This window comes from Pedobacter sp. Leaf250, assembly GCF_920984735.1.
GTDB lineage: Bacteria > Bacteroidota > Bacteroidia > Sphingobacteriales > Sphingobacteriaceae > Pedobacter.
Window position 1 is genome coordinate 154,811 of record NZ_CAKLBU010000005.1, and the last position, 22,293, is coordinate 177,103.

12 protein-coding genes are annotated in these 22,293 nt (G+C 37.7%); all 12 read left to right on the forward strand.

Going from position 1 to position 22,293, the window contains the following annotated elements:
• Window positions 1–14: 14 nt before the first annotated feature.
• Entirely contained in the window at window positions 15–782 is a 768-nt protein-coding gene (locus LUA91_RS06215) for a rhamnogalacturonan acetylesterase (protein WP_231425159.1), read from the forward strand.
• Between the two features lie 172 nt (window positions 783–954).
• Window positions 955–1,749 carry a rhamnogalacturonan acetylesterase gene (locus tag LUA91_RS06220; protein ID WP_231425160.1) on the forward strand — a complete coding sequence of 265 codons (795 nt, stop codon included), beginning with the start codon at window positions 955–957 and terminating at the stop codon, window positions 1,747–1,749.
• Window positions 1,750–1,924: 175 nt separating this feature from the next.
• Entirely contained in the window at window positions 1,925–4,831 is a 2,907-nt protein-coding gene (locus LUA91_RS06225; RefSeq protein ID WP_231425161.1) for a sugar-binding domain-containing protein, read from the forward strand.
• 42 nt (window positions 4,832–4,873) lie between these two features.
• Entirely contained in the window at window positions 4,874–6,001 is a 1,128-nt protein-coding gene (locus LUA91_RS06230) for a glycoside hydrolase family 88 protein (RefSeq protein WP_231425162.1), read from the forward strand.
• A 21-nt stretch (window positions 6,002–6,022) separates the two neighbouring features.
• Window positions 6,023–8,470, forward strand: coding sequence for a glycoside hydrolase family 31 protein (locus LUA91_RS06235; RefSeq protein WP_231425163.1), 2,448 nt, complete (start codon window positions 6,023–6,025; stop codon window positions 8,468–8,470).
• A gap of 63 nt (window positions 8,471–8,533) precedes the next feature.
• Window positions 8,534–8,842 carry an L-rhamnose mutarotase gene (gene rhaM, locus LUA91_RS06240; RefSeq protein WP_231425164.1) on the forward strand — a complete coding sequence of 103 codons (309 nt, stop codon included), beginning with the start codon at window positions 8,534–8,536 and terminating at the stop codon, window positions 8,840–8,842.
• Between the two features lie 5 nt (window positions 8,843–8,847).
• Entirely contained in the window at window positions 8,848–11,619 is a 2,772-nt protein-coding gene (locus LUA91_RS06245) for a glycosyl hydrolase (protein WP_231425165.1), read from the forward strand.
• A gap of 355 nt (window positions 11,620–11,974) precedes the next feature.
• Window positions 11,975–14,197 (forward strand): fasciclin domain-containing protein, encoded by a 2,223-nt coding sequence (locus LUA91_RS06250; protein WP_231425166.1) that lies wholly within the window; start codon window positions 11,975–11,977, stop codon window positions 14,195–14,197.
• A 5-nt stretch (window positions 14,198–14,202) separates the two neighbouring features.
• Window positions 14,203–17,481, forward strand: a complete 3,279-nt coding sequence (locus LUA91_RS06255) for a SusC/RagA family TonB-linked outer membrane protein (RefSeq protein WP_231425167.1) — start codon at window positions 14,203–14,205, stop codon at window positions 17,479–17,481.
• An 11-nt stretch (window positions 17,482–17,492) separates the two neighbouring features.
• Window positions 17,493–18,968, forward strand: coding sequence for a RagB/SusD family nutrient uptake outer membrane protein (locus tag LUA91_RS06260; protein ID WP_231425168.1), 1,476 nt, complete (start codon window positions 17,493–17,495; stop codon window positions 18,966–18,968).
• 4 nt (window positions 18,969–18,972) lie between these two features.
• Entirely contained in the window at window positions 18,973–20,784 is a 1,812-nt protein-coding gene (locus LUA91_RS06265) for a fasciclin domain-containing protein (RefSeq protein WP_231425169.1), read from the forward strand.
• Window positions 20,785–20,843: 59 nt separating this feature from the next.
• Complete coding sequence (locus LUA91_RS06270) at window positions 20,844–22,286, forward strand: fasciclin domain-containing protein (protein ID WP_231425170.1); 1,443 nt, start codon at window positions 20,844–20,846, stop codon at window positions 22,284–22,286.
• Window positions 22,287–22,293: the final 7 nt, after the last annotated feature.

Genomic DNA, 22,293 nt, shown 5'->3' on the forward strand with positions numbered 1-22,293 from the left:
AATTAAATATTAAAATGAAATCAATATCAATAAAACTATGGGCTGCTGCAGGAATACTGATCGTCGCTTCAGCATTTGTTAAACCAGAAAAACCAGCACTTCATACTATTGGCGATTCAACGGTTAGGAATTCAAATAAAGAAACCTGGGGTTGGGGCACGCCGATTGCCGCACTTTTTGATACCACCAAAATTCATGTGGAAAATAATGCGATGGCTGGAAGAAGTACCAGAACATTTCTTTCAGAAGGTAGATGGGATAAGGTTTTGGAAACATTAAAACCAGGCGATTTTGTAACCATGCAATTCGGACATAATGATGGGAGTGAACCCGACACCACAAAAGCAGGGCGACGTGGCGTTTTGAAGGGAATCGGAGAAGAAACAAAAGTATTGACCTGGCCTGATGGAAAAGTGGAAACCGTACATACTTATGGCTGGTATATTCGCAAGTTTGTTCGCGATACAAAGGCTAAAGGGGCAACACCAATTGTAGTTTCTATGATTCCAAGAAATCAGTTTAAGGATGGTAAAGTGCTTCGTGCCGATCAAAGTTTTGGAAAGTGGGCAGCAGAAGTGGCACAACAAGAGCAGGCTTTTTTTGTCGATCTGAATAAAATTACCGGAGATAAATATGATGCAATGGGACCTGAAAAAGTAAAAGCCTTTTTCCCCGGCGACCATACACACACCAATTTAGAAGGCGCAAAATTAAATGCCCAATCTGTAGTGGATGGCATTAAAAAATTGAAAAATTGTAAGCTGAAAAAATATTTGTTGTAAAGTTTAATTGTCGCGTTATAAAAAGTTGTCATCCTGAGCTTATCAAAGGACTTTAAAGGACATATTTGATGTGTTTCGACAGGCTCAACATGACAGCCTTAAAGAAACTTATTGATTCGACACGCTAATTAGAAATCTATATTATCATCTTAACCCAGAAAATAAAAAACTCATGAAATCAAATACAAAATATTTAAACCTGATCTTATTGGGTGCATTCATCATCTTTTCTTCTTTTATCATTTTGAAACAAAAGCAGAAACCTACTTTATTTTTAATAGGAGATTCTACGGTAAAAAACGGCAAAGGCAAAGGAGATGGTTCATTATGGGGATGGGGAAGCTTTATCGAAAACTTCTTCAATACCGATAAAATTAACGTTGAGAATGATGCATTGGGCGGAACAAGTAGCAGAACATTTCAAACAAATGGTTTGTGGGATGCGGTTTTAACAAAAGTTAAAAAAGGAGATTTCGTAATGATGCAGTTTGGACATAATGATAGTAGCCCACTCGACGATACAGCCCGTGCCCGTGGTACTATAAAAGGCATTGGAATGGAAAGCAAGGACACTTACAATCCCATAAAAAAGAAACAGGAAGTAGTTTACACTTATGGTTGGTATATGCGCAAGTTCATCAACGATATTAAAGCAAAAGGTGCAACAGCAATTATTTGTTCTTCCATCCCAAGAAACCCTGTTAAAGATGGCAAAGTAGTTTTGGTTAACGACAGTTACGCTGGATGGGCACAAGAACTTGCGAAAGCAGAAAACGTGGATTTTATTCCATTAAATCAATTCATTAAAGCTAAGTACGCCGCTTCAACAGCTGATCAGATAAAAAGTTATTTTACTGAAAAGGATCATACGCACACCAATGAAGAAGGTGCAAAAGTAAACGCCGCTTTGGTGGTTGAGGGCTTGAAAGCATTGAAAAAAAACAAGCTGAAAGCTTACTTGAAATAGAGGTAATTAATAAGATCTCGAGCAATGCCAATTTTACATTGGAAATTATTCGAGATCATTATGAATAAATACTGGTTTAGCAGGACACTACAGGTTGCCCAAAACTATTTTTAACCCTATAATAGTGGCTTTAACCAGATATACAGAATGCTTTGGCATTCATTTCGAAAAAATTATGCAGATAAAGGTATTGTCGTTTACCAAATGGATAGCTATAGCTATATGTTTTATTGCCATATTTTCAACAGGTGCTTTAGGGCAAACTATCTCATTAAAAGGTAAATGGAGATTTAAAATTGATGCTCAGGATGAAGGGGTTAAGGCCAAATGGTATGTCAATAAATTACCTGAAACCATCAATCTGCCAGGTTCAATGGCCGAAAATTTAAAAGGTAACGATATTACACTTAAAACAAAATGGACAGGAAGTATTTATGACAGCTCCTATTTTTATCATCCCCGCTTAGAAAAATACCGTGAACCCGGCAATCTAAAAATTCCTTTTTGGCTAACACCGGCTAAGCATTATACTGGTGCCGCCTGGTATCAAAAAGATATAGAAGTTCCAGCGAATTGGAAGGGCCAAAGAGTGGTTTTATTATTGGAATATCCGCATTCAGAAACCCGCGTATGGATTGATGATGTTGAGGTAGGTACGCAGTTTACTTTCGTGGTTGCGCAAAATTTTGAACTACCCGCAAATTTAAAACCAGGTAAACATACCATCAGTTTGTTAATTGATAACAGAATTAAAGCCATTAATGTAGGTCAGGATTCGCACAGTTTAACAGATCATACGCAAGGAAACTGGAATGGCGTAGTTGGCAAAATGCTTCTGCAAGCTGGTTCTCCAATATATTTTGAAGATATTCAGATTTATCCTGATTTGAAGAAAAAATCAGCGATGGTAAAAATTGAGCTTAAGGCAAGCTCCAACATTTCTTCCAGCGGAAAAATCACTTTATCAGCAAAAAGCTTTAATACCAAAGATATTGTGAGTGTTAAACCGATAACTGTTCCTTATCAAATTAAAAATGGAAAAAGCACATTGGAAGTGAATTTACCAATGGGCGAAAAAATTGCCACATGGGATGAATTTGATCCAGCATTATACCGTTTGACTACCTCTTTAATTGCTAACGATGGAAAAAAAGATAGCAAACAAGTTCAGTTTGGTATGAGAGAATTTAAAGCGGTTGGCAGAAGTTTTGAAATTAACGGTCGCCCGGTATTTTTACGTGGGACAGTAAATAATTGTGAGTTTCCTTTAACGGGTTATCCATCAATGGATGTAGCGGCATGGGAGCGAATTTTCAAAATCTCTAAAGCACACGGTTTAAATCACATGCGTTTTCATTCTTGGTGCCCACCAGAAGCGGCATTTATTGCTGCAGATTTAACCGGTTTTTATTTGCAACCCGAAGGACCAAGTTGGGCAAATCATGGTTCATCCATTGGCGAAGGTAAACCCATCGACCAGTTTATTTACGATGAAACCAATCGCATGACCAAAAACTACGGGAATTATGCATCGTTTTGCATGATGGCTTACGGTAATGAACCACGTGGCAGGCAAGTGGAATATTTAACCAAGTTTAATAATTATTGGAAGGCGAAAGATTCAAGAAGATTGTACACTGGTGCATCCGTTGGCGGAAGCTGGCCCGTTATCCCAAATAACGAATTTATGGTGCGAGCCGGAGCAAGGGGTTTGGATTGGGGAAAAAAGCCCGAAAGCATTTCAACTTACGCCAAGCAAATCGAGCAGTTTACCGTTCCTTTCGTAGCGCATGAAATGGGACAATATTGTGCGTTTCCGAATTTCGAGGAAATGAAAAAATACACTGGCGTTTACAAAGCAAAAAACTTTGAAATGTTCCAGGAGGATCTGGCTGATCATGACATGGCCGATCAGGCGAAAGACTTTTTGATGGCCTCTGGAAAATTACAGGCTCTTTGCTATAAAAATGAAATAGAAAAAGCACTTAGAACGCCAAACTACAACGGCTATCAGTTACTTTCTTTAAATGATTACCCAGGGCAAGGAACCGCTCTTGTTGGTGTTTTAGATGCTTTTTGGGATGAAAAAGGGTATGTCACGGCAAAAGAATTCAGACGATTTTCTAACAGTACTGTTCCTTTGCTGAAGGTTCCAAAATTCGTTTATACCAATAATGAAATACTAGCGGCGAATATCGAAGTTGCTCACTTTGGTAAAGCGCCTTTAACCAATGCTAAGTTTCTCTGGACAATAACAGATGAATCCGGAGCGATTTTAACAAATGGAAATTTTGTTCAAAAAAATATACCTGTTGCAAATGGTATTAACGTTGGCGACATTAGTTTCAATCTTAATACCATTCAAAAAGCAACCAAATTAAATATAGAAGTAACAATCGAGGGTACTGATTTTGCTAACGACTGGAATTTCTGGGTTTTTCCTGCCGAACTTCCGAAAGTTAAAAGCAGTTTCTATTATACAGATAAACTGGATGATCAAGCTAAAAAAGTATTGGATGAAGGCGGAAATGTATTTTTAAACGCAGCAGGAAAAGTGATCAAGGGAAAAGAAGTGGTACAAACGTTTCTGCCAGTTTTTTGGAATACCTCATGGTTCAAAATGCGTCCGCCACATACCTTGGGTATTCTTTGCGATTCAAAAAATCCTGCTTTTGCTCATTTTCCAACTGAAAATCACAGCGATATGCAATGGTGGGAAATTGTAAATAAAGCTCAGGTAATGAATCTCGAGGATTTTCCAAAAGGGTTTAAACCTATTATTCAGCCTATTGATACCTGGTTTTTGAATCGTAAACTGGCTTTGGTTTTAGAGGCAAAAGTGGGCAGAGGAAAACTAATTGTATCGAGTGCTAACTTAAGTCCTGATTTGAAAGATACACCATCAGCGCAACAACTTTACTTTAGTTTGCAAAATTATATGATGTCTGATCAATTCAATCCCAAATACGAAGTGACATTTAATACGGTAAAAGATATTTTTGAAAGTCCATCCAAAATTCAGTTTGATACCTTTACAAAAGACAGTCCGGATGAATTAAAACCTAAACCGAAATCAAATTAATCATCAGGAACGCGTCATTAAATAACCAAATACAAGATTATAATGAAGAAATTTATATACAGTTCGGCCTTATTAATTGGGCTATCCGCCCAATTGCTTTTTGCTCAAAAATTTCCAAACAAAAAAGATGTTTTAAAAGCCATGAGGCTGACCAATACTTATTTTATGAATAAGTGGCCTGATGCCGGAAAATCAATCATTACCAATAAAGAAAGGCCGAGTAACCTTTGGACAAGAGCAGTATATTATGAAGGATTAATGGCTTTACATCAAATTAATCCTAAAAAGGAATATTACTATTACGCCGTTCAATGGGGAGAGAAGCACAAATGGGGCTTAAGAGATGGTGTGAAAACCCGTGATGCGGATAATCAGGCATGTGGACAAACCTATATTGATTTATACAATATTGATAAAAAACCGGAGCGTATTAAAGACATTAAGGCTTCGATGGATTTGATGATAAAATCAGGCAAGGTAGATGATTGGACATGGATTGATGCTTTGCAAATGGCTATGCCAGTTTTCGCCAAATTAGGGAAACTCTATAACGATAATAGCTACTACGATTACATGTACAAAATGTATTTGCATAGCAAAAATGTTCAAGGTGGCGGTTTGTACAACGCAAAAGATGGACTTTGGTGGAGAGATAAGGATTTCGTTCCGCCATACAAAGAGCCAAATGGCGAAGATTGTTATTGGTCGAGAGGAAATGGATGGGTAGTAGCGGCTTTTGTACGTGTATTGGAAACAATGCCAAAAGATGCTGCCGGTTATGATGACTACATGAAAACCTATCATGAAATGATTAAGGCTTTGGTTCCTTTGCAACGTGCTGATGGTTTTTGGAATGTGAGTTTACATGATCCCAATCATTTTGGTGGAAAAGAAACATCGGGAACTGCATTGTTTGTTTATGGAATGGCATGGGGCGTAAATCAAGGTATTTTAGATAAAAAAACCTATTTGCCAATCATTACTAAAGCATGGAACGGAATGGCTAAAGAGGCAGTACAAAAAAATGGATTTTTAGGTTTTACACAAGGAACGGGTAAAGAGCCAAAAGATGGTCAGCCTGTTACTTACACCAGTAAGCCAGATTTTGAAGATTATGGCTTGGGTTGCTTTTTATTAGCCGGAGCTGAAGTATACAAACTGAAGAAATAGCGGCATTTTACCATAAAGAATATGTTAAAAAACTATCTGGCTTTGGCCTTTTTCCTGGTATCGTTTACCGCTTCCTCACAAACCATTGGAGATTATAAAACTGGTTTCAAACAGGATGGAAATGCAGTGTCATTTTCAACAACCAAAGGCCAAGTAAAACTCGATTTTTGTACGCCAGAAATGTTTCGCATTAGAGCGAGTTGGAATGGTAAGTTTGAAGCAAACGAAAATCTGATGGTAATCAGCTATAATTGGCCAAATGTAAACGCAAAGGTTGAAGAGAAGAAAGATCAATTTATTATTACCACAGCAAAAATTTTGATCAGAATTACTAAAACACCATTCAAAATTGATGTTTATGATCTAAAAGGGAAACTTTTAAGTGCTGAAAATAATGGTGCAATCAATAAGTCGGAAGCCAAAGTTGGTGTAACTAAAAAGCTTCAGGCTGATGAACATTTTTTCGGTTTTGGTGAGCGGATGGATTTTGTGGATCGCCGGTTTAAAAAAGTGACATTAAATGTTGGTCGTGGAAAAGGCTTGCCACATGCTATTGGCGCCTACAATATTTTAGAAGCCAATTACTGCCCAGTTCCATTTTTTATGAGCACAAAAGGTTATGGCATTTTCTTACATAATTCTTTTGCCACGGAGTGGGATATGGGTTCAACAAACAAAGAACAATACAGTTTTAAAGCGGCTGATGGCGAATTGGATTACTATTTCATTTACGGTCCAACATTCCCCGAAATCCTAAATTCATACACTTCAATTACGGGCAAATCGCCTATGTTGCCTCAGTTTGCGCTAGGTTTACATGCAGGTACCTATAGCGGCGGAACCTGGGGACATGAAGAGAAAACCTCAGATCAATATGTGGTTGAATTGGCCAGAAAATATAGAACACTTGGTATTCCTGTGGATTTACTATGGCTCGATTCTACCTGGAGATTGTTCGGCGAAAAAGGAGGAAAGGGTGCCACTTCTTTCGAATGGCGGGAAACCTTTAAAAATCCAAAAGGCATGTTCGATAGCATTTACGCCATGAATTATAAAATGGTTGGTTTGCACCTTCGTCCGAGGTTTGATAACGCAAAGAAATTAAATTTGTTAGATCAGGCGCAGGAGAAAGGCTACACTTATCCTGAAAACGGTAAACCCGGAGAATTTGTTAACTTTTTTGATGAAAAGGCAACACAGTGGTGGTGGGATAATGGTGTGATGAGGGTGGCTAAATTAGGCGCAAAATTTCTTAAAACAGATGAAGGAAGCGCTTTTGGTGCTTTAGCCAATGAAAGTGAAAAGGTTGGCCCGACAGGAAAAGATGCAGAACGACTGCATAATTTGTTTCCCATTGCTTATGCAAAAGCACCTTTCTTAGAATTTGAAAAATTCAATGGTTTTCGTGGGTTGAACCAAACCAGAGAAGGTTATTCAGGTATCCAACGTTACCCCTATATTTTTGCTGGCGATTGGCCTAGTGAATGGCAGTATTTTGCGCCAGTAATTAAAGCAGGTTTAAATGTTGGGCTATCAGGTGTGGGCTCATGGGCACATTGTATGGGTGGTTTTGAACATCAGGCCGATCCGGAATTGTACATCCGTTGGGTGCAGTTTGGTATGTTCAGTCCGATTGCGCTTGTTTTTGGTATGGATCATCCAGGCTATAAAGAACCCTGGAATTATGGCGACCAAGCATTGCAAAACTTCAAGAAATATGACCTGCTTCGTTACCGTTTATTTCCTTATCTCTATAGCAGTATGCATCAGCAACATGAAACCGGTGTGCCAATGATGAGGGCTTTAGTTTTAAATTATCAGGATGATGAAAATGTTTATGAAATTGGAGACCAATACATGTTTGGCGACAACTTTATGGTTGCCCCGGTAACCACAAAAGGTGCAATTACACGTTCCATTTATCTGCCTGAAGGAAGTTGGTTTAACTATTACACCGGAGAAAAACTTGCTGGAAAAAGTTATCATCATGTAGTAGCTCCGTTAGATACCATTCCGCTTTTTGTTAAAGCTGGAAGTATTATCCCGATGCAAACAGAGATGATTTACGCTGGCGAAAAACCTGTTGATGTAGTTACTTTAGATGTATTCCCATTTGGTGATTCCAAGTATGATCTTTACGAAGATGATAACCTCAGTTCAAATTACAAAACCGGAAATTTCTCGATTACCAAAATTACATCTTCCTTAAAGGATGATCATATGATTTTAAACATTGCAAAGCCTGTGGGGCCATTTAAGCCAAGCAATCATCGCTATTTAGCGAAGATTCACTGGAATGGTAAAACTGCACCAAAGTCAGTTTCTGAGAATGGTAAAAAAATGGATTTAGTGAATGATGAAAATCAGTTAAATCAAAAACCAGGTTGGTTCTACGATGGGAAAAATAATGTCATCTGGATAAAATCGGCTGGTAATAATGTTAGTGAAATTAGTTTGAGTGTAAATTAGGAAAGGCTGGATGCTTTTTTGAAAGATTGAAATATTTTACGTCAGCTAACTAAAAATAAAAAAATGAAAATTGCATTTAAAATGAAACTTAAGCCAGGATTTAAGGCCGAATATAAAGCTCGTCACGATGCAATTTGGCCAGAATTGGCAGCATTATTAAAGGAAAATGGCATTAGTGATTATTCCATTTTTTTGGATGAAGAAACCGATACCTTATTTGCAGTTCAACAGCAAAATGGCAATTCTTCTCAAGATCTAGGCAGTGTAGAAATCGTTCAGAAATGGTGGGCTTATATGGCCGATATCATGGAAACGAATCCCAACCAATCTCCCATTTCAATTCCCTTAGAACAGGTATTTCATTTAGATTAAAAAACATGCAAACAAAACGATTTTTCTCGCTGCTTTTTATTTGTATTTCATTTTATAACATTTCCAATGCTCAGCTGAAAGCTACAGAGACCGTAACATGGCCAAAAGTGGAAAGCCAAATGAAGCCCTGGACAAGATGGTGGTGGATGGGAAATGCGGTTGATGAAAAAAACCTGAATATCGTTTTACAAAAATATGCCTCGTCGGGGTTAGGCGGAGTGGAGATTACACCTATTTATGGTGCTGTTGGTTATGAAAAACAATACCTTTCATTTCTTTCGCCTCAGTGGATTAAAGCATTACACTTTACGGTTAAACAAGCGAATTCGTTGGGCATGGGCGTTGATATGAATACCGGAACGGGCTGGCCATTTGGTGGTCCACAGGTTAAACCAGAAAATGCGGCAACCAAGTTAATTATCCAAGATTATAAATTAAATGGTGGAGATAGCCTGAATGAAGTTTTAAAAGTTAAAGAAGCCAAGCAGGATTTTGCCAAATTACAGGCAGTTACAGCTTATGGTCCAAATGGCGAAACGGAAGATTTATTTGCCTCAGTTCAACAGGATGGAACTTTAAGCTGGTCGCCAAAATCAGGTATTTGGAATATTTATGCTGCTTTTGCTGGTAAAACCCGTCAAATGGTAAAACGTGCCGCTCCAGGTGGAGAAGGCTTTACGCTTGATCATCTGGATAAGCCTTCAGTTGATATTTACCTTAAACGATTTACAGATTCATTTAAAAATAAGCCACAAGGCGTTCGATCATTTTTCAATGATAGCTATGAAGTTTATGGCGCAACTTGGACCCCAACTTTTTTTGCTGAATTCAAAAAAAATAGGGGATATGATCTATCCAAACATCTAAAAGATTTGGTTAGCAAGGATTCAACAAATGAGGATATTGCCCGCTTAAAATCTGATTATCGTGAAACCATGGATGAATTGTTGTTGGATAATTTTACAAAAAACTGGACGAACTGGGCACACGGATTGAAATCATTAACCAAAAATCAATCACATGGTTCGCCAGGAAATTTGCTAGATCTTTACGGCGCAGTTGATATTCCGGAAACTGAAACCTTCGGTTCGAGTTCGTTCGATATACCGGGTATCAGGAGAGATCCTGCAGATGTCAGAAATGTGGATCCAGATCCAATGATGAGCAAATTCGCTTCTTCAGCGGCGCATACTGGTGGAAAAAAACTTGTTTCTTCTGAAACTTTTACATGGCTTACCGAACATTTTAAAACCTCCTATTCACAGTGCAAACCTGAGGCAGAACAATTGTTTCTATCGGGTGTGAACCACATTTTTTATCACGGTACAACAAATTCTCCTGAAAATGTGCCTTGGCCGGGTTGGTTATTTTACGCTTCGGTAGAAATGAATCCAAATAATAGTTTATGGCCACATGCGCAAGGACTGAATAATTACATTACCCGTTGTCAATCCATTTTACAATCGGGTAAATCTGATAATGAACTGCTAATTTATTGGCCAATTTATGATGTTTGGAACAAAGCAAAAGGATTGGATATGGCATTAAAGGTTCATGATGTTGACGAATGGTTGCATCCCTCCGCTTTTTATAAATTAGCTAAAGATTTAACTAAAGTTGGTTATTCATTTGACTTCGCCTCAGATAGGTTATTAGCCAAAACAACGACAGAAAATGGATTGCTTCGTACCAATAAAGACGCCAGTTCTTACAAAATATTGGTCGTTCCATCCTGTAAATTAATGAGTCCAGAAACTTTGGATAATATCGTACAATTGGCGAACAATGGTGCAACGGTTATTTTTCAAGAATTACCTCAAGATGTTCCCGGTTTAAATGATCTTGAAAACAGAAGGACAAAGCTGAAAAACACCTTAAATAAAATTACTTCAGCTCAAAAAGATGATGAACTTATAACTTACAAAATCGGTAAGGGAAAGATTGTGACAGCTGTTGATATTCAAAAGGCACTGGTTAAAAATTCAATAAATAGAGAGACCTTAACCGATTCGGGTTTACAGTTTATTAGAAGAAAAGTGAATAATAATACTTTTTACTACCTGGTTAATCATAGCTCAAAAGATATTGATACACAAGTTCCTTTAAGTGTAGTGGGAAATGCCACAATTCTTGATCCTCAGAGTGGAATTATAGGTTCAGCTGCAATGCAGGGGAAAAACGTTCGTGTTCAGATTAAATCGGGAGAAGCGCTATTTATAAATGTTTCTATAGATAAGCCGCAGAATATTGCCTGGCAGTATCTGAACAAATCCGATCAGCCTTTCGTTCTGAATAATCCCTGGTTGTTACATTTTACAGATGGTGGACCGGAGCTTCCTGCCGATCAAAAAATCAATCAATTGGTTTCATGGACGGAATTAAAAGACCCAAAACTGACGGCTTTTTCAGGAACCGGAGTTTATACTACTCAATTCAATTTAAAGGCAAAAACGGCTAAAGAATATGTTTTAAATCTTCATCAGGTTGATGAAAGCGCCCGGGTTTGGATCAATGGTCAGGAAGTAGGTATTTTATGGAGCATTCCTTTTGAAGCCCGAATCGGGAAATACTTAAAGCAAGGCAATAATACAATCAAAATTGAAGTAGTTAATTTGATGGCCAACCGCATTCGTGATATGGATATTAAAAAAATTGAGTGGAGGAAATACCATGAAATAAATTTTGTAAACATAAATTACAAAGATTTTGATGCCGCTAAGTGGTCAGTTATGCCTTCTGGATTAATTGGTCCCGTTACCATCACTCCTTATTTTTAATGAATTCAACTTTATTTTTTTAAAATTCAATGAATTTATACCTGTTTTTAATTTAAAGGAAATAGGTAAATCGATTTATTTTGATAACCAAGCCTGTTGCTTATTTTTATGATAATATTTTATAATAATGACAGGATGGTACAGGATGGAAAAATTAACCACGCTATATATCTTTAGTAAAGTTTACTAACCAAATAATCTTTAACCAAATATTTTAAAATAACGTTCGTTAACCGAATCTATGCAATAGAAATCTACACGCCTTTTTCCGTCGCTTTCAATACCTTATCCGATCCTTCGTAGAGTACCGTTTTGCATTTTAGTTTTATGGCCGTTTGCATCCAATAAAATTATTATGAGTAAAATTTTACCAAAATTTTTAATCGTCACTTTGACATTTATTGTTTTTCTGAGCAGCTGCCGGAAGAAGGAATTTGATGAATTTTATGGTCGCCCCGAAAATCTCGGAGATCCGATTTATCAACAGCTACAAGCCAAGGGTAACTTTAGCAGGTTTTTAGAATGTATTGATAAAGCTGGTTACAAGGAAACCTTAAGTACAGCTGGATCTTGGACTGTTTTTGCGCCAACTGATGATGCATTTAAAACTTACCTACAAGAGAATTCGCTTACAGAAATCACTGCAGATCTGGCTTCAAAAATTGTTCGGTATTCGATGATTTACGACGGGGAGAAAACAGAAAAATTAAGTGATTTTTTCTCGAATAGGGGATTCATCAAAAACACAGCTTTTAGAAGAAGATCAGTTTATTATGATTTTGTTTATGATGACAAGGATAACAATGGAAATCCTATTAAAGCTATCGCAACAAACCGAAACGGTATTTACTTTGCCGGAGATTTCAATAACAAAAGTGTAACCTATTTTTTAGCCCCATTTATGGCTTTTTCGGGTTTAACCGCTGCCGATTATAATTTCTTTTATCCAAATATCGTTTATAATGGAGCCAATATTGGTCCGGCACATATTGTTTCAAATCAGCAAAATATTATAGCTGAGAATGGGATTATTCATGTAATCGATAGGGTATTAACTCCACCTTTAAGCATCGATCAACACATTAATACTAAAGCGGAATACAGTTCCTTCAAAGGGCTGTTGGATAAATTTGTAACCTTTGGATTAAATGCTGATATATCTCATAGATACGAGGTTTTAACAGGGAAGGCTGCCAACGTTTACGTTAAAAGTTATAGTACTTTACTAAGTTTCTCTCCGAATAATGAAAATTATTTAAAAGCAGATGCGAACGACGCACAGTCTGGATCGTATAGTATTATTGCACCAACAAATTCAGCTATTGATACTTATGCGAAAGATGTTCTTTTAAAATATTGGAGAAAAAGAGGCGTAAGAAACCTAAATGAGCTTTATGTGGTAGCACCTGATATTATAAGGGATTACATAAATGCCCACATGTATAATGTTACCGTTTGGCCAACCAAGTTAGCCACTGTACAGAATGCTTTGGGTGATGTTACTAAACTTACTACAGCAGATCTGATAGATAAACAGATTTTAAGTAATGGCTTCCTGTATGGCTCTAATAAAAGTCAGGACGCCAGTGTATTCTCTTCAGTTTATGGAAATATAAATTTAGATCCTGATTATAGTATCATGAAGCAAGCGCTTCTGTATTTTAATCTGACTATTCAATTAAAAACGCCTTCGCTTCGTTATCTCGTTGTACCTATTCCTGATGCAACGATGAGAAAAATGGGTTTCACTTACGAGCCTTTTTTCGTAAGTCAACCAATTCGTGGTGATTTAGTGACTTTAAGACGGATTCTTCAAACGCATATCATCCCTTTGGGCAATAGAGCAATACCAAATATTACCAGTGGTGCTGGGATTTTAGAAGCTTCCAATGGAGAATACATCAAATATGATAGAGGGCGATTGCTTTCTGCAGGAACACAAGATAGCACGCTGGTAGCGAAACAAACAATCCCAGTAGATTCAATCAGCACCACGCCAACAAATGGTGCTGTAGTTTATGGCAAAGAGGCATTAACTTTTACAGCGCTGAACATTGGCAAACATATTGAAAAATATGGAACAGTAGCATCAGATCCTTACTACAATTTCTTCCAGTTTTTATCCAACAATGTTCTTTATAATAAAACAACAGGTGCCATTACCGGAACAACAGATGGAATTAACTATACCATTTTTATCCCTACAAATGCCGCAATTGTTAGTGCAGTAAGGGCCGGTCTTTTACCTGGAAACGTAACTACTGGTGTTCCAAATTTTATTCCAACTGATGGATTGGATGTTAGTAAAGTCAGCAATTTCATACAATATCACATTTTAAATAAAACAACTGTGGTAAGCGATGGACAAAAAATGGGTGAATTCGAAACGCTTCTCAAAGGTTCTTCTGGTGATGCCGCTAAAATAAATGTGGTAATGAATACCACTACAACACTTCAGCTACGCGATGTAACAAATGCTACAGTGAATGTATTATTGGGTGCTAATGATAGAAGCAATGTGCTATCAAACAGAACAGTTATCCATCAGATCAACTCTTATCTAAAATATCAATTCTAACCAACATGACTAAGAAATATACATATAGTATTTTTATATTATTATGCTGTTTGCTATTGTCTTCTGTAACATCGGCACAGCAAATCAATTATGTGAAAGGTAAGGTTATCGACAAGAAAGACAGACAGCCAATTATTGGTGCATCTGTAACTATTGTTGATAAAGACCGTAGGGTAATAAAAGGTGTTTCTACCGATATTGATGGAAATTATTCGCTTCCAGTTAATGATAAAACTTACCGTATTATGGTCTCTTATATTGGCTATAAATCAACCGCACCATTGGCTATAGATAAGGCAGTAATCAATTTTCAGATAGAGTCTGCAGATAATCAAATGGATGAAGTGCAGATTGTATCAAAAGCAAAATCTGACAATGGTAGTGGAATGAGCATTGATAAACGCGATCAGACTTCGGCTGTAGGTACCATCAATGCAAAGGAATTAGAAGACATGCAAGCTGCATCAATCGATCAGGCTTTACAAGGTAGATTGGCGGGTTTGGATATTGCCGCAAGCAGTGGCGATCCGGGCGCACCTATGCAAATCCGTATTCGTGGTACATCTTCCATCAATGGTGCTGTAGATCCGTTAATCGTGGTAGACGGTATGCCATATGATATTACTATTCCATCTGATTTTAACTTTGCAACCTCTGATGAGAATAACTATGGCCAGCTTTTAAATATTGCACCTTCAGATATCAAAGATATTAGCGTATTAAAAGATGCTGCAGCAACGGCGATCTGGGGATCAAGAGCAGCAAATGGTGTATTGGTTATCAATACAAAAAGAGGGGTAATGGGTCCACCAAGCATCTCCTATAATTTTAAAGGATCATACTCAAAACAACCAAGCGCTATTCCAATGTTAACGGGTAATCAGTACTCGTCACTGATTTTGGAAGAATTTTACAATGCTGGCAGACAATTCTCTACATCAGATTTTGCCAAGCAATTTCAATATGACCGTAATGACCCTTATAACTATTATAATTACAGCAACAATACCAATTGGTTAGAAAGCGTAACAAGAATAGGTTATTTGCAAGATCACAACTTATCAATATCTGGTGGTGGTGAAAAAGCTAAATATCGTGCATCTGTAAATTATTTCAACCAAAATGGTACTACCGTTGGAACCAGTTTAGGGCGTTTAAGTGCCCGGGTAAATTTGGATTATACAGTATCGACAAAAATTCGTTTCAGTGCGGATATTGCTTATACCCACATAGATAATCAAAATTTATATACAAACGGTTTGAGAGATGTGGCTTATACCAAAATGCCAAATCAAGCGGTTTATGAGTATGATGAATATGGTAATTTAACGGCAAACTATTTCAGTCCGGCGAATACAGCTCAAGGTAGTTTTCTTTATGATTTTACCAGGGCGAGAATATCTGGAACTTACAATCCATTGGCAATGGCGATGGCGGCGAGCAATCGGCAGTTGGGCGAAAGGGTTATACCAAAATTTAGTTTACAATACCAAATTATTCCTGAGCGCTTAAGGTTCAACGCAAATTTTCAAGCAGATATAAACAATACGAAGGTAAAAACTTTCTTACCTCAAGTTGCTACCGGTCGCCCGTTTTCTGAGCCTGTTGTAAATTATGCTGGTGATTCTGACGGAGATTCATTTACCATCGCTACCAACATGACTTTATCATACACACCAGAATTAGGTAAAAACCATGATTTGATTGCTTTTGCTAGGTTTGATAGCAATGACAGTAGACGAACCGGGCAAGGAATGTTTGCCACCAATACGGCTTCATCATATTTAGCAGATCCTTCTATTGATGGTAGAACAAATCAAAATGGTTCAGCATATTCATCATTTTCGCAAAGCCGTTCAGTTGGTTTATTAATGAGTGCTCAATATAAATTCTTGGATCGTTACATTGTTAATGGTGGCGTTAGGGGAGATGGAAACTCTAAGTTCGGACCAAATAATCGTTATGGTTTATTTCCATCAGCATCTGTTCTTTGGAGGATCTCTGGAGAACCATTCATGAAAAACACCACAAAATATATCGATAATTTAGCTTTAAGAGCAAGTTATGGTGTGGTGGGTAATGCACCTCGTAACGATTATTCGTATTTTAATACTTACCAAAATTATGGTTTCAGTTATTTGGGATCATCAGGCGTATATCCATCAAATATTGAGCTTTCAGATTTGCGATGGGAGAAGGTTACACAATCAAACGTAGGCTTAACAGTGGTTTTATTGAAAAATTCACTAAACATGGATATTGATGTTTACCGCAAACGTACAACTGATTTATTCTATAATGGCTTGGCTATACCAACTTACAATGGTTATTCTGGAGTAGACATGAACGTAGGTACAATGGATAACCAGGGTTGGGAATTCAGTTTGTTCTACACGCCGGTTAAATCGAAAAAATTACGTGTTGATTTCAATTTTAACATTTCACACAATGTAAATATGATTCGCGAGATATCTCCTTTGGTACCTAGAGAAAATAATGCAAGAATTACCACTAATAATACTTTTAAGGTTTATTTGCAAGAGAATAATCCATTTGGATCGTTCTACGGATTTAAATTTAAAGGGGTTTATCCCGATAAAAATTCAACCATTGCGCTGGATGAAAATGGTAACCAGATCATAGGTCCAAATGGTCAGCAGATCTTCATGCGTTTCGCTTACCCATCTATTGATTATGTTTTTCAACCAGGAGATGCCATATATGAGGATATCAATCATGATGGTAATATCGATTATAAGGATATTGTTTACTTAGGTAATGGCAATCCGAATCTAACTGGTGGTTTTGGAACAGCAATTACTTTCAATGGAAACCTTCGTTTTGGTGCCAATTTTACTTATAGAACTGGATATCAAATCATCAATGGAACGAAAATAAACACCACCAGTATGAATGGTTTTAATAATCAGAGTACTGCTGTATTGCGTAGATGGAGAGCCGAAGGCGATATCACTGATATGCCGCGTGCAGCTTTCGCTACAGGTTATAACTTTTTAGGGTCTGACCGATATGTGGAAGATGGTTCGTATCTGCGTTTAAGAAGTATCACTTTAAAATATGATTTTAATAAAAACCTGTTAAAGCGCATTGGTATGAAAGGTTTAAGTGCAAACATTATGATGGAAAACATCTTAACCTTTACCAAATATACCGGACAGGATCCGGAGGTTCCTGTAAGATTGTCGACATTTTCAACTGTTGTCGATAACTCAACAACACCTCCTATAAAAACGATCACTTTAGGTTTAACAGCAAACTTTTAATCAGCAACAATATGAAAAAAATTATATATAGTGCAGCTGTAGTCATGGTGCTGATCATGTCGAGCTCATGTAAAAAATGGTTAGATACACAGCCTCGTGACGGTATCACAAGACAGGGTTTCTGGAAGACGAAAGAAGATATTCAAGCTGCAGTTTCGGGTTGTTATGCGTCTTTATTGGCGCCTCCTCCTGGAGTAGGTGACAGATCGTTAACTGAAAATTTATTCACTTTTGGTGAAATACGGGCAGACATGATTGATCCGGGACCAGGATCGTTAAATGAAGAAAAGGATATTTTCGATGTCAATATCACGCAAAGCAATTCTTTGGCAAGATGGTCTGCTTTTTACCGTACTATTAATTTTTGCAATACGGTTTTAGATAATGCGCCAGGCGTACGTGATATTGACCCAACATTAACCAATGAACAATTAAATGCCTATTTAAGTGAGGTGCTTGCCTTACGTAGTATGATGTATTTTTATTTGGTTAAGAGCTTTAGAGATGTGCCCTTAAAACTAAAGGCAACAACGAAAGATACCGATTTGGAAAATTTAACGGTTACACCTGCAAGCCAGATCTTAGCACAAATTGTAGCAGATTTGAAGAGAGCAGAAGCAACTGCAGTGGTTACTTTTGGAAATAATAGACTAGATAAAGGCCGTGTAACCAAATTTACTGTTAATGCACTCTTAGCCGATGTTTATTTATGGATGGACAATTACCAGGGTTGTATTGAAGAATGTAATAAAATCATCAGTTCTCAAAGGTATGCAATGCAATCGGCTACCTCTGCTTGGTATTTTAATGTGTTTTTTACAGGAAGCTCGGCTGAGACCATTTTTGAATTTAATAATGCTACTGTTAATAACCCATTTTATAATTTACTGGTATTGCCTGCCAGAAAAAGATTTATCGCCTCGGCGTATGTAGCAAGTGATGTATTTCCGCCGGATGACGTTGATCCAGATCGAATTTTCGATATTCGTGCTGATAACTTCTATCGGAATTCTGATTTTACCATCAGTAAATGGGGAACAGAGAATCCATCTTTTTTAAACTGGCAAGTTTACCGCATCACTGATGTTCTTTTATTTAAAGCTGAAGCACTTGCAATGACCGGAGGTGGAGCTGAAGCTTTACAAACTATAGCAGATATCAGATTACGTAGAAACGCAATTACAGCTACTGAACAAACTGTGGATCCGGCTGATGCCGATGGAATTGTTGATTATATCCTTGCTGAACGTGGAAGAGAGTTTGCCTTTGAAGGGAAACGTTGGTTTGACCTATTGCGTGTAGCCAAGAGAGACAACTACAGAAGACTTGATTTACTGACAACTATCGTTTCTCAAACTGTTTCTCCTGCACTTCAACAATCGGCGATTACGAAATTTAAAGATATAAACAGTCATTATTTTCCGATCCACGAAGCTGAAATTTTCGCTGATCCTCAATTAGTTCAAAATCCATTTTACACTAAATAATAGCATGATGAAAAATAATTTAAATGTCCGCAACACCTTCATAGCGATCGTTGCTTTCGCTTTTACATTAGTCTTTATAAATGCTTGTAAAAGAGAATCACTTACTTTAACCACAACAGATGATGTAAATATTACCGGCTACCTTAGCCGCTATCCTGAACAGTTTTCACTCTTCAAGCAAATCATTGATCGATCAGGAACAACAGGTTTTTTGGGTGCATATGGAAAATATACTTTGTTTGCTCCGGATAACATTGCGGTTACTGCCTGGTTAAAAGCAAATAACAAAGGCAGTGTAAACGATCTTTCGCCAGATGAGTTGAAAAAAGTAGTTACTTTTCATTTGCTTCCTGACACAGTTGCAACCAATAAATTTACTGATGGCAAATTACCACAAATAACTTTGTACGGTCAATATCTGCAAACAGGTGCAGTAAATCAAGGTGGGGTAAGCAGTTATGTGGTAAACAAATTAGCCAAGGTTACAAAATCAAATATCAGGGTTGGAAATGGCATTATCCACGTATTGGATCATGTACTTAACCCAGCTGTGTTAACATTGGCAAAAAGCATTGAAGCCAATTCACGCTATACTTATTTTACACAGGCACTTAAAGAAACCGGATTTTACGATTCCTTAAATATTGACGGTGCTGCGGCAAAAGATACCACCCGAAGGTTTCAAACACTGATATTGGAATCAGACTCGGCCCTCAGGGCAGCAGGTTACGCAAGTTATACAAGTTTCAAAAATCGCTACTCTAAAACAGGTAATCCAAAAAATCATGCTGATAGTTTGTGGTTGTACATGGCTTATCATATTTCAGCCGGACCATCTTACATACCAGACATTATTACTTCTCCAGCTATATACACTTTGGCGCCTAAAGAAATCATTACCACAAAATTCTCAGGACAATCAGTATTGCTTAACGAGGATGAATTTAATGGTATAGTAGAGCCGGGTGTAGAAATTAACCGAACTTTTAGCGATGTAACCGCTTCCAACGGTGTATCTCATGAAGTGAAGAAACCTTTTGCCATCAAAGTAAGGGTTCAAACAGCAGTCTATTTTGATCTGGCAGATCAGGCGGAGCTAAAATCAAATCCGAAATGGAGAGGAGCAGCTTCCGCAAATATTTTTCTGATCGCTAATGGTGGCAGTATTGCTTCGGGCATTAATTTTAATAACCCAACAAAACTTACTACCACAACACAATATGATTATTATGCTATAGCACCTGCACCTAGAAGATACAATGGTGGCGATTTACTAACCTTATCTATGGGTCCAAACACCGCCAGAGCACAATGGGTAGAATTTAGAACACCAATGTTAGTGAAAGGCAGATATAAAATATGGATATGTTATGGTCAGAATGGAAACGGAGTGCTTAGCCAGGTTGGCGTAGATGTTGGCCGAACTGGCGAACAGGTAATGCCTACTTTACTTGATTTCAGACAGAGTCTTTCTACATCTGGCGTTACTTCGGCTACCTCAAGTCTGGCCTCAGCCGATCCATTGATGCTGACCAATGGATTTAAAAGATACATTGCTACTACAGCAGAATATGCTGGTACAGTTAGGGGAGAGCAACCCGTTACCGGTACAGGTTGGGATACCATGACGGGCAGATTAGTAGGAACCGCTGATATTCAAACAACCGATAGGCATTGGGTAAGAATTACGATGCTTCCAGGTGGTAGAGAAGGAAGTGGGAATACTTATTTAGATATGATTCACTTTATCCCAATTGATGATGATCAGAATTATCCACGTTTTTCTACATCAGGTACACTTTTTAAAAGACCATAAATAATAGCCGGAGAATTTTCCCCCGGCACATTAAAATTCTAACCAAAAGAATATTCTCAATGAAACTAAATATATTCAATACCCTATTGCTGCTCAGTGCTTTAATTTGGCTCAATGCTTGCAAAAACGTAATGGAAGAGCATACGGAAATTGTGAATGTTGATAACACAATCGACGTTTTTCAAAAGGTAGCTGCTGAGCCCAACTTAAGTAAATTCAGTGATTTTTTAAGAAGCACTGGCTACGATAAATTGTTGGCTTCATCACAAAACTATACCGTTTGGGCGCCCACAAATGATGCTTTAGCGACATTAGACGTAGCCATTTCATCTGACCCAGCTAAGCTGAAAGATTTTGTAGCGAACCACATTGCCTTAACCACTATTGCTAAACCAAAAAGCATTTCTGATACATTACGGGTTCAACTGATCAATAAGAAATTTGCGAGCCTGATTGGCAGTAGCTTTGAAGATGCAGGTGTGATTGGCAATGGTTCATTTGTAAAAAATGGTGCGGTTTACACCATTAACAAAGCAATACCAACAAAGCAAAATATTTGGGAATATATGCTTTCGAGTAATGATGCGCCTGTTCAAACAAATTATATCAGTAATATCACAACAATGGTTGTTGATACTGCAAATGCAGTTATAATAGGATATACCAGCTTAGGTGCGCCGATTTTTGCACCCAATCCACCAATGGTTTCCAGAAACCTTTATTGGTCATTGGTAGCCGATCTTAGAGCAGAAAACCAGCAGTACACGTTTTTTATGCTGCAGGACGCAGCTTTTAACAGTGAAACAGCTAAGCTAACACCATACTTTTCTGTTAACGATAAATTGGGGCTTGTTGCTGATTTTACAGTAAAGGGAATCTATAGTGCAGATAAGTTGCCCGATACCTTAACATCAACCCGTGGTGTTAAAATCCCTGTTAGTAAGGCCGCAGTAGTAAAATCTTACCGGGCAAGCAATGGTATTGTTCACGTCATGAGTGCTCTACCTTTCAGGCTTAAAGATAAAATCCCTGTTTTCAAAATCGAAGGAGAAAACCCATCAGGTTTTCGTTCTGATCGTACCGGAAATACCTATTACCGTACAAAACTTGACAATTTAGGTGTTCAATATAAAGATATTGAAGTTTACAGCCATGGTGTTTCCGAATACTTTATTCGGTATTTACGCGGAGGAATTCCGGTAGTTAAATATAAAGTTTATGCAAGGGCAATTTCTGGAGCAGCTGGTGATGCTCAAGTAGCAAATTTTACACAACGCTACTTTATATATAATCCCCTAACATCAACGCCAACTGTACCTGTGTACGATTTATTCGCAACGCAAACAGTAACACCGTTAAATTACAATGAAGTTCTACTCGGAGAATATACCCCCAAACAATACGGTCTGTTAGATTTAAGGCTTACTGCTGCAGCAAGCGCTGCGGTAAACGTTAACACGCTCATATTGGATTATTTGAGATTCGAACCTATTCTTCCATAATCTGAAT